We start from the raw sequence: 10,100 nt of genomic DNA on the forward strand, positions 1-10,100 counted from the left end.
ATAACTATGCCTGGTGATCAATATTTTTCCCGTACTTCCCACAAGATCTTTTCCATCCGCTTTTTCAACGGGTATGATTCAGTAGTATAATTACTATTCATAAAACTAAAAACCAGCAACCTGCCACTCTTTGCTACCAGGTATCCGCTCAGTGCATGATTATTACTTAATGTCCCTGTTTTTCCAAAAATATAAGGTGGGTCAGCTTTATAATAATTTTTAATGGTGCCTGCTTTACCCCCTGTGGCCAATAAAGGGAATAATCGCTCTTTGCTGTGACGCACAAGCATTTGCTGCCACAACCATACAATTGACCGGGGCGTAAACAGGTTATAACGTGACAAGCCAGAGCCATCCCGCCATATTGGTGTATCAGGCATATCTTTCATGAACGTAGCTTTGGCATGATCTATCGTAGAACCGGTTTGCAAAGAATCGTTTAATACACCGCTGCACACCAGCAAAAGCTGTTCTGCTATAAAATTATCACTTTCCTGCATCATCACTTTGAGCGCACTGTCAGTAGGAATACTCAAAATTGCAGAATGATCTTCAGGGATCGGGCGAAAAACCAGTCCAACTTCTTTTTTGAGTGTATCAGACAGCATAGCTGTGATCATGTGATCATCATATCTGAATGGGATCTCATGCTCAAAGGCCTTCATGTTACCAGACGGAAAGTACGTTGTTTTATTCGTACCAATATCACGTACAATAACGGTCTCTTCTTGTGTAGAATCGCCCAACCACACATGACGTTTGAAATAGGGTTGATTTGTATCCAGGTAGGCTTCCTGAGCTTTCTTTTTCAATACAAATGCGTTGCCATACATCGGAAAAGGGGTACGTTCTACTGAATAGGTGTAATTATAGTCGTCCCACGCCCAGCCAGGTCCAAAGGCGTCTTCGTAAAAATTTGAAGGTGAATAGTATAGCTTTTTGGAAGAATTTGACAGCCATTGAAAAACACCGCCTTGAGGTAAAAGAGGATATAAAAAGGCAGGATCCCCGGAACCCCAAAAAATTAAACTGTCCCCGGTTTGCTTATAGTAAAGCCCCGGAAGGGATTCTCCCAATAGTTCCAAAGCCGCATACATCGTAAATATTTTTGTATTGGAGGCTGGAGTAAAATACCTGGCCCCGTTAAAATCCACTAATATTTCATTTGTGGAAGGGTCCATCAGGTAAAACCCTGTATGTTCCTGAAAATCCTCCCCTAATTGATCCAACTGCCGTACTATATTCCTGTTTTTAACAGATACACAGCCTGCTAGCGTAATGATCAATAAGAGCTCGGTTATCCTCATCCGAGGAAAATTACGAAACTGACCTCACTTAGAAAAATACCGCTCTTCCAGTATTCTTCTATGATGGGTCTCGTGGCCTACAATCAGAAAGCCCAGGGTTACCACATCCAGTTTAACACCACTGGCGGTACCGCTCATTTTAAGCATAGTTTCAGTAAGACTGCCAAAGAGGTCAACGGTGGAGGCTCTGAGGTTAGCATATTCCGCACTGAGTTTATACAAATGCCGGCTGCCGGCATTTGCAGCAGGAGTCCATGCGTTTTCATCGAAACCTGGCAGTTCAGTTCGGTCTCCTCTTGAAAAAGTCAATGCACGGTAAGAGAATACACGCTCAGCATCCATCATATGGTTTATAACTTCCTTAACAGACCACTTATTTTCGGCATAGCGATAGTCACCGGAGGTCTCCGGAATGGTTTTGAAAAGGTCAATGGTTTCATTACCACTCTGGATCAGCGCTGGAATGAGGTCATCATACGCTATACCAGCAATGTATTTTTTAAAGAATTCCGGCAGATGGTCAACGGTAGGCTTTAGCATAGTGCACATGAACTAAAAAACCCGTCCGACTTAGCGTATCGGACGGGTTGATCCTGATTTTATTAAATAGTTGTTAAGAAGCTTTCCATTTTATTGTGCAACCAATCGCTTTTGTTTTAGTAACAGGTGGTTTTTCTCCTTTGAGCAAAGCCTCTACGGCATCTTCTACATATTTTTTATCAGCGGCGGCGGCATCACTGGTATTATTGTCAATAGCACCAATGTAATTTACCACATACTTCCCTGAATTTTTGGACAGTAGAAAAACCTGGGGAGTATTAGTCGCTCCAAAACGTTTAGCTACCGTCTGGTCGGCATCGTACAAATATGCATGGGCGTACTTATTTTTCTTCGCATACTTCATCATCTCGTCATAAGTATCTCCCGGTGACTTTTTAGGATCATTGGAATTGATGGCTAAGACGGGATACCCGTCATCCGCATACTTTTTATTAAGCGCCTTGATCCTGGTCAGATACTTTTTGGAATAGGGGCATGTGTTACAATCAAATATCACAATAAACCCTTTTGCTTCCTCAAAATCAGCCATCGAGACCATAGCGCCGCTGGTAGATTTAAGTTTAAAATCCTTTACAGTATCTCCCACTTCATAACCTTCTGTTACAGGTTTGCCGGCAAAGGTAAAAATGAACGCAAATGCGGTTAAGATGAGACTAAGCTTTTTCATATATCTGGATAATTTGGTTTTTAAAAATCAATTCAAGTAATATCAAATAGAACTTTCACATGTAAATCATAAAAGAAAACTAAACTCATGACTTAGACAGAAAATCCTGGATCAAGCTATAAAGTTCCTTTTCTTCCAACTCACTTTCAACGAATTTTCTTTCACCGGTTTTTTCATTGATGATAAGTGTAGCAGGTATTGCTCCCGTCCAGCTTTTATCTACTTTGTCTATCCAGGAGTTATAGTCTATTTCATCCAGTAGGTAAATGTCTGATTTTAACGCCTTTTTTTGTACAAAACGATTGACCTTACTCAGTTGATCGGCAAAGTCCAGACTTATCAGGTTGACCGAGACCTTGCCTGAAAACTCCTCACGGGCAGCTTCAAAGTGTGGTAGCTCTTTCACGCATGGCCCGCACCAGGTAGCCCAGAAGTTAATGATCTTTACTTTTCCTTCCTTATCGTTGATAAGCGATTCCAGTCTGTCAAACTTTATGATCTCTACGGATTCCTGGGCGTTTACATCGAAAAACATTGCAAAGAATATCCCTGCAATAAATGTGATTTTTTTTATCATATGAACAATACGTTTAGACCCAGCATTTGGTTTACTCTGAGCGAAAATTTTTAAAGGCGGCTGATTTTCTAACGGATGAAGTCTTTAAATTGTAAGGAGGAACAAGTGCGAGAAAAGTGATGATATAAGGCTGAATTAAAATTGTACTATTCTTATATTGCTGAAATTCAATTGATACATGTGCCAATGAAGTGTATATCACGGCTTAATATTAAGTTCAAATTGAGGTAAAACTTAAGTAAAGTAGAGATAACGCCCATTACAGATGTAGCTCGTTAACTCAAGTTAATTTTTCCTCAAAAACCTATACTAAAAACATATCTAAATTCGTGTAAGATTTGCGTTCCAAACGAGCTTATCTGATTCTGAGAAAAGGAGTCAATTAGACAAAATAAAGATTTGAAAATGTCAATGAAAAGTTTTCCACAATTTGACAAAGTTTTCCACAGACCGAAATCATTGATACATAAATCGTTGATTATCAGTATTTTAAATGACAAAAATTCAATGTACACTTTGTGGACAACTCCCTAATGCTCAAAAAACTAGCCTACTTTTCGGACATTTCCAATGATTTTACAAAACTGTTTATATTCTTTTTAAGAAAAACTAAAAATGACCTGTGAAGTAAGGTGATTACTCCTGTTGATAGCTGATAAGTTTATTTCTATACGTATTAAAAATTCTGGATTTAGATAAAAACCCTTTGTATTTACCATCTTCAATTACCGGTAAATTCCACGCTCCACTGGTTTGGAACTTGCTCATCACTGATTGCATATTTTCATGAGGCTGCACGCTGGCCGGTGGAGCGCTCATCAACGTTTTCACACGTGTGTTCGCCTGTGCCTCAGCATCAAACATTATATCTCTTATATCATCTAATGTCACTACTCCGAGCAGCTCCTCTTTATCATTCACAACAGGAAAAATATTACGCTTTGACTTCTTGACTAATCCTACCAACTCTCCCAAAGTAGCTTCAGGTTGAACAATAAGTAAGTCGTTTTCAATTATTTTGTAGAGATTGATCTGGCTTAACACTTGTCGGTCTTTATCATATTTGATCAGGTCCCCACGTTCGACAAGATGTTTCGTATACAGAGAGTGTTTTTCAAAAAATGAACTGGTGCTATAGGATATGGCCGATACTAGCATCAATGGAACGAACAATTCATAGCCACTGGTAATTTCGGCAATAAGGAATATGGCCGTCAGAGGGGCTGATAACACGCCGCTCATTACTCCACACATACCTACCAACGTAAAATTGCTGGTACTCAGTTTTCCTAAGGAAGCAACGTTAGCAGAAGCAGCAAACAAAAAGCCGGTCACACCTCCCAGGAATAATGAAGGAGCAAATATTCCACCACTGCCTCCGGCTCCAATAGTAAGGGCAGATGCTACTGGTTTAATAAGTAACACGCCAAAAATGAAGATGAGCAGGAGAAATACATTATCTATCTCACCAAAGAAAAGAGTGGTGTTGAATATCTCTTCTTCACGTCCTGCCAGCAATAGTTTTATAGTGCTATACCCCTCCCCATATATGGGTGGAAACACAAAAATAATGATCCCTAACAAAATACCTCCCACCAGCGCTCGTCCTATGGCATTTTTAACTTTCGAGATCATGGATTCTATTTTGTAAGTAGCTCGTGTAAAGTATACGGATACCAGTCCACAGATAATTCCCAGTAAAATATAATAGGGTGTTTCCGAGGCCTTGAAGCTGTCTACCAGGCGGAATGAAAACAGGACGTCATCACCTAATAACGTCAGTGAGATAAGTGCGCCTGTGACAGTAGAAATCAAAAGCGGAATGAACATAGATATAGTTACATCCGCTAAGATGACTTCCATGCTAAAGATAACTCCTGCCACGGGTGAATTGAATATGGCTGAAATCGCTCCGGCTGCACCACAACCTATAAGTAGCGTCCGTTTCTTATAGTTCATATGCATCAGCCGTCCCACGTTGGAGCCAATAGCCGATCCGGTGACAACAATAGGAGCCTCCAAACCCACTGAGCCTCCAAAGCCTACGGTAATGGCACTGGTCAGCATTCGCGAGTACATCCTGGATTTTCTAATCACCCCTGACCTTTTGGAGATGTCATAAAGTATTTGTGTAATACCGTGCCCTAGCCTTTCCTTAAAGATAAATTCCGAAATGAGTACAGTAATGAGTATTCCTATCAAGGGAAACCCTATATAGAAATAGTTCTCATATTTGACATCAAAATCACTGGTGAGTGTCTTCTCCAGGAAATGAACAGCTTCTTTTAATATAACAGCTGCAAGTCCTGAGATAGCCCCTATAAGTCCTGAAAGTACAAGCACAAAGGTTTTGTTACTAACATGCTTGATTCTCCAGATAAGGAACTTAATGAGTAGCTCTTCTATTTTCACACCTTGGACTGACCTAAAGGAGACAAATTTAGTCTATTAGTGAATAAACTTTATTTTATATATCTATTATTTAATGCCGTAAAGAGTTTGATTTTAAAAGTCGCGCATAAGTTTTGCAAAAACGGTCTAGGTTTTCCTGAGCATATACATTAATCTTAATGACAAATTCTCAAACGATCTCACATTAATTTAGCTGGAATTCATGAAAGAAGTAATCAAGATCAAAGAAACCTGCCTTTATATTCATGACCTGGAGGGCGCCAGAATATTCTATCACGAAAAACTTGGGTTTGAGGTGATCAGTTACATAGCTGAACGACATATTTTTTTCAGAGTAGGTGCATCCGTATTGCTTTGCTTTAACCCAAAAGACAGTAAGAATAAGGTCTCTCCTCCTCCACATTACGCGGAAGGAAATCAGCATTATGCCTTTGAAGTGACTCAGCTGGACTACGAAAGTTGCAAAGAACAGATCAAAGAAAAAGGAATTGAAATAATAGATAGCTTGATTTGGAAATCAGGACAAGAGTCTTTCTACTTCAAAGACCATGAAAATAACATCCTCGAAATAGTACCGCTAGGTGTTTGGGAGTAGCCGGTGGATCAACCGCGCTAATAACCCTATCTTACGTGGCTTTTTTGAACTAGGCTCTTCTTCCGCCGGCGACATCCTGGTATAGATACTTTCAAACCAGTGTTTATAATCCTTATACAGGAGGCAATCCGAAAATAGCTCTGTGTCTGTTTTGATTTTGATCACAAGATCAGCGGAAACAATATTTCTGATTTGAGTTTGCTGGTCCTCAGGAAGGTCACTTATTCTCACAAACTCTATTCCTTTATATATAAGCGATTTATTCACACTAAGGGCCCTTTCAAAATAAATAGGTAAAAAATGACAGTAGTAACCTGAAAACCAAAAACATATCCTAGAGCGACTAATATATCATACGCCGCCCATCTTTCCAATTAAATTAGACTTTTAGCGAGTTACAAATCGATAAAGCGTAATTCAACCTAATGAAATATGGAAACAAAGGTTTATAGATCCATCAGGTTTTCAAAACAGCAACAAATTGCCATTTCGGTTTTGCAATCCATTTTACAAAGGGAAGATGCGAATACAGATTTATACCGATCTTCATTTTTGCAATTTTCAGGTCGTGACGGTGGCACAGGTCTTTAAAATAGTATTCACTGAAATATCTTTTTGGAATATTAACTCCATATCCCCAGTTACCAATAAAATCCATTACCCTTAACCACTGGCGTGAAAAAAAACCATACTCAAAATGGTCTTTTATGATAACGTAATCAGCAACGCGAGATGCCTCATTTAACAAACTATCAATGGTATGATCTGCATGATGCAGAACATCACAGAAAAGGGCAGCCTTGAATTGTTTATCCGGGAATGGGATATTTTGGCCGTCGAATGTGCTGTACTTTTTCCAACGCTCCTTCTTCTTAAGCTCATCAGAAAGTTCAAAGACATCGATGCATTGCCAGTCGCTGCTGGGAAGTTGCGCATAAACAAGTTCTGCAAGGGCCATGTCTCCACACCCCACATCCAGGCAGTTCGTTTTTTCGTCAATATCTGAAATCTCTTTTACTTCCTGGGCTATAAGGCGTGAAAGGATAGATATACGATTAGAATGAGATGCCTTTTGATGAAAGTTGACCAGCTTTCTCGCAAAAGCGTTGTCTTTCTTTGCTGTGGCAGATTGCACTTTAGTCAACTTTTTTCAATCTAAGTATACTTATGAAGAAGCTATTCAGTAGGATCTGACTACCAAAAAGCAGCAGGCTTACCGAGGGTATAGCTACTCGCATAGTTTTACTCACATTCAGGTCGCCCAGGCCCACTTCTCCCCAGGAATATAATGCAACACCCCATAAAACAAGGCCGAGTATCTTGAACAGTAAACCTAAAACAATACCGGCTTCAAGAGAAAAAACTTTTAACAGCTTTAATACACTACCCTTTATTGGAAATAGATCATGTGTATAAACATAGATCTTCGTCAGTACATAAAACAGAACTCCTTGAAATCCAAAGATTATCATAGCCGAGCAATAAAGTAGCGTATGCACGGAAAGTGTGACATGCCCTATTTGCAGATGACCATTGAAAAGAATAGCACCGGATATAAAACTCCCGAACAACATGAGCAGAACTCCCGGATACAAAAAAAGCCATGCCGGACTGTACATAAGAAAGAACCGTAAATTTCTCCAGCCATCCCTCCATGTTCTTAAGTGAGGCGGACGACTCCTGCCATCAGGATGTAACATAGTAGGAACCTCTGTAATAGTCACACCCATGAGCGCTGATTTCACCACTACTTCAGAGGCGAATTCCATGCCTGTGGTTTGCGTTTCCATCTGATCGAATGCTTCCCTGGAAAAGCCTCGAAGACCACAATTAAAATCTCCAATGTCTATCTTAAAAAACATCCGGCCCACCAATGACTGTGCCGGATTACCAAAATAACGATGTACCGGAGGCATGGCTCCATCCATGATCCCCCCCTCAAAACGATTCCCCATCACCAACCCGTAACCTTCCCTTAACTTTTCAATGAATAGTGTCAGCGATGAGAAGTCATAACTGTCATCTGCATCTCCCATGATGATATATTTTCCTTTTGACGCAGTAATCCCCCCTCTCAATGCATTTCCATATCCCTTAGCTTTTACATGTATTACTCTGGCATTTTTCGATTCAGCTATTTCAACAGACCGGTCAGTGCTACCATTGTCGGCAATGATCACTTCGCCATCAATATTGTTTTGGCTCATAAACCCCTTAGCCTTATCTATACAGATGCCCAACGTTTCTTCTTCGTTAAGGCAAGGCATTACTACTGATAATTCTAAAGTACTCATATATTTTATTTCAGGAAGCTAACTTAAAAAGTTCAATGCTACTTGAAAAACATAATCCAGTTATATTTAAATTGCCAAGAAATAATTCATTAAAGCTGTGATTCTGAAAACAAGAGAATGGATATACCTTACATTGATATGTGTAGTATTCACCGTTGTTTACTATAACACGTACGATGAGAAAATAGCCATATTAGGAGATAATGCTACGTACTACATCTTAGGCAAAGGTCTTTCCGAATTCAAAGGATTTGTTAATTACGCTTCACCTACTCAAACACCTCACAATCACTTTCCTCCCGGGTACCCCTTTTTATTATCCATTGTTATGCTGATTGTCTCTGATGACATGCAGGTAATGAAAATCCTCAACGGATTATTAACGCTTGGAATAGGGCTTCTTTCTTATTTCATGATAAAAAGACTTACGGGAAAAGATATTCTTGCCGCATTTATAGCAGTAGCTATAGTGATGAATGCGAATTTACTTTACTATTCCAGTGTAATGATGAGTGAAGTGCCGTTTGCTTTCTTTACGCTGCTTGCCTTATCCATCTTAACGAGAATGTCACTGGAGAAACCTTTTTTCAGGGACCCATACTTTTTCATCGTTGTAGGGCTGATCGTTTTCAGCTTTTATATGCGTGCTTTTGGTGTCGCGTTGTTAGGTGGTGTGGTAGTATACTTTCTTACCAGGAAAAAATGGTGGCATTCGATTGCCGCCGTTGGCGGGTTTATTTTAGGAGTTATTCCATGGCAGATCAGAAGCTATCAAATGGGAGGCAGTAATCAGCTTAATGTGATGTTTCGCAAAAACTATTACCGCCCTGAGTCAGGTAACATAGACGCGGTAGATCTATGGGAAAGGATCATCATCAATTTCCAGCGGATCTTTTCTATAGAATTGCCTGAAGCAATTATGCCCATAATAAACCTGTCAGATGAAACTACCAACACCGTTACCAAGTGGTTGATTGGGTTGATCTTTTTGGCCATAGTCATTTATGGCATTAAAAAAATGTCTTCTACCGGTATATTGGTAGGAGGCTACCTGGGTTTTACCATACTCATTTTATTCATTTGGCCTGATTATTTTTCTTCATCGAGATATCTGGTACCTGTGATCCCGATTTTGCTTATCTCATTCTATGCAGGACTTTATCAATTACTCAATCAGCTTACTAAGTCCTACACAAAGCGTGTGCAATTCAACCCACTATTTTTGCTGGTGTTCATATTTTTCTTTATCTCTCCTCTTAAGGAATTAAGTAAGGCCTCCAGGCAAAATTATTCTCCACAATGGGCAGAATTTTTTGCGCTGGCTGAATGGAGTAAAACGAACATTGCCGAAGGAGCAGTGGTGTGTAGTAGAAAGCCTAACCTTTTTTACCTCTTTTCAAAACACCCGTCGTGCAACTATCGCTATACTGAGGACCCCGACGACCTGCTTGACGGACTTAACCGGCACAAGGTAGATTATGTGGTCTTTGATCAGCTGGGTTTCAGTACTACACCACGTTGTCTGGGGAAAGCCATTAACACCTATCAAGACCGTTTCAAGGTGATCCAGTATATAGGCCCTGAAAAAAGAAGAACTTACTTTTTCGACTATAACCGATAACTTGAAATTGTGTTTCAGCTTATTGTAAGCCTGACGACAGTGATTTCAAGAATGTTTTGTCAAGAT

General features: G+C 39.9%; 10 protein-coding genes. 2 read left to right on the forward strand and 8 right to left on the reverse strand.

Annotated elements, in window-relative coordinates; genetic code table 11:
• Nucleotides 1–17: 17 nt before the first annotated feature.
• The 5 genes from FNH22_RS13550 to FNH22_RS13570 all read right to left on the reverse strand — a co-directional run bounded on the left by FNH22_RS13550 (nt 18) and on the right by FNH22_RS13570 (nt 5,524).
• Entirely contained in the window at nt 18–1,286 is a 1,269-nt protein-coding gene (locus FNH22_RS13550; RefSeq protein WP_185154222.1) for a D-alanyl-D-alanine carboxypeptidase/D-alanyl-D-alanine-endopeptidase, read from the reverse strand.
• A 45-nt stretch (nt 1,287–1,331) separates the two neighbouring features.
• Nucleotides 1,332–1,847, reverse strand: coding sequence for a DinB family protein (locus FNH22_RS13555; RefSeq protein ID WP_143398940.1), 516 nt, complete (start codon nt 1,845–1,847; stop codon nt 1,332–1,334).
• Nucleotides 1,848–1,920: 73 nt separating this feature from the next.
• Entirely contained in the window at nt 1,921–2,535 is a 615-nt protein-coding gene (locus FNH22_RS13560; RefSeq protein WP_143398941.1) for a thioredoxin family protein, read from the reverse strand.
• Between the two features lie 85 nt (nt 2,536–2,620).
• A complete protein-coding gene (locus FNH22_RS13565) occupies nt 2,621–3,112 on the reverse strand; it encodes a TlpA disulfide reductase family protein (protein WP_143398942.1) in 492 nt (163 codons plus the stop codon).
• A 636-nt stretch (nt 3,113–3,748) separates the two neighbouring features.
• On the reverse strand, nt 3,749–5,524 hold the full coding sequence (locus tag FNH22_RS13570) for a chloride channel protein (protein WP_143398943.1): 1,776 nt from the start codon (nt 5,522–5,524) through the stop codon (nt 3,749–3,751).
• Between the two features lie 202 nt (nt 5,525–5,726).
• Between FNH22_RS13570 and FNH22_RS13575 the strand changes: the two genes are divergently transcribed.
• Nucleotides 5,727–6,119: a VOC family protein gene (locus tag FNH22_RS13575; protein ID WP_143398944.1), complete on the forward strand. Its 393-nt coding sequence runs from the start codon at nt 5,727–5,729 to the stop codon at nt 6,117–6,119.
• Here FNH22_RS13575 and FNH22_RS13580 read toward each other — a convergent pair.
• The 3 genes from FNH22_RS13580 to FNH22_RS13590 all read right to left on the reverse strand — a co-directional run bounded on the left by FNH22_RS13580 (nt 6,102) and on the right by FNH22_RS13590 (nt 8,413).
• Complete coding sequence (locus FNH22_RS13580) at nt 6,102–6,386, reverse strand: hypothetical protein (protein WP_143398945.1); 285 nt, start codon at nt 6,384–6,386, stop codon at nt 6,102–6,104. The two genes, FNH22_RS13575 and FNH22_RS13580, sit on opposite strands and share 18 nt — an antisense overlap.
• A 190-nt stretch (nt 6,387–6,576) precedes the next feature.
• Complete coding sequence (locus FNH22_RS13585) at nt 6,577–7,254, reverse strand: class I SAM-dependent methyltransferase (RefSeq protein WP_255518059.1); 678 nt, start codon at nt 7,252–7,254, stop codon at nt 6,577–6,579.
• A 1-nt stretch (nt 7,255) separates the two neighbouring features.
• Entirely contained in the window at nt 7,256–8,413 is a 1,158-nt protein-coding gene (locus FNH22_RS13590; protein WP_143398947.1) for a glycosyltransferase family 2 protein, read from the reverse strand.
• A 97-nt stretch (nt 8,414–8,510) separates the two neighbouring features.
• Here FNH22_RS13590 and FNH22_RS13595 point away from each other — a divergent pair, with 97 nt between their 5' ends.
• Entirely contained in the window at nt 8,511–10,034 is a 1,524-nt protein-coding gene (locus FNH22_RS13595; RefSeq protein ID WP_143398948.1) for a glycosyltransferase family 39 protein, read from the forward strand.
• Nucleotides 10,035–10,100: the final 66 nt, after the last annotated feature.

This window comes from Fulvivirga sp. M361 (assembly GCF_007097395.1).
GTDB lineage: Bacteria > Bacteroidota > Bacteroidia > Cytophagales > Cyclobacteriaceae > Fulvivirga.

What these genes read in the sequence shown, in the direction of transcription:
- FNH22_RS13555 (WP_143398940.1), bottom strand. Translation starts at nt 1,847, where the DNA reads ATGCTAAAGCCTACCGTTGACCATCTGCCGGAATTCTTTAAAAAATAC.
- FNH22_RS13565 (WP_143398942.1), bottom strand. Translation starts at nt 3,112, where the DNA reads ATGATAAAAAAAATCACATTTATTGCAGGGATATTCTTTGCAATGTTT.
- FNH22_RS13590 (WP_143398947.1), bottom strand. Translation starts at nt 8,413, where the DNA reads ATGAGTACTTTAGAATTATCAGTAGTAATGCCTTGCCTTAACGAAGAA.
- FNH22_RS13560 (WP_143398941.1), bottom strand. Translation starts at nt 2,535, where the DNA reads ATGAAAAAGCTTAGTCTCATCTTAACCGCATTTGCGTTCATTTTTACC.
- FNH22_RS13575 (WP_143398944.1), top strand. Translation starts at nt 5,727, where the DNA reads ATGAAAGAAGTAATCAAGATCAAAGAAACCTGCCTTTATATTCATGAC.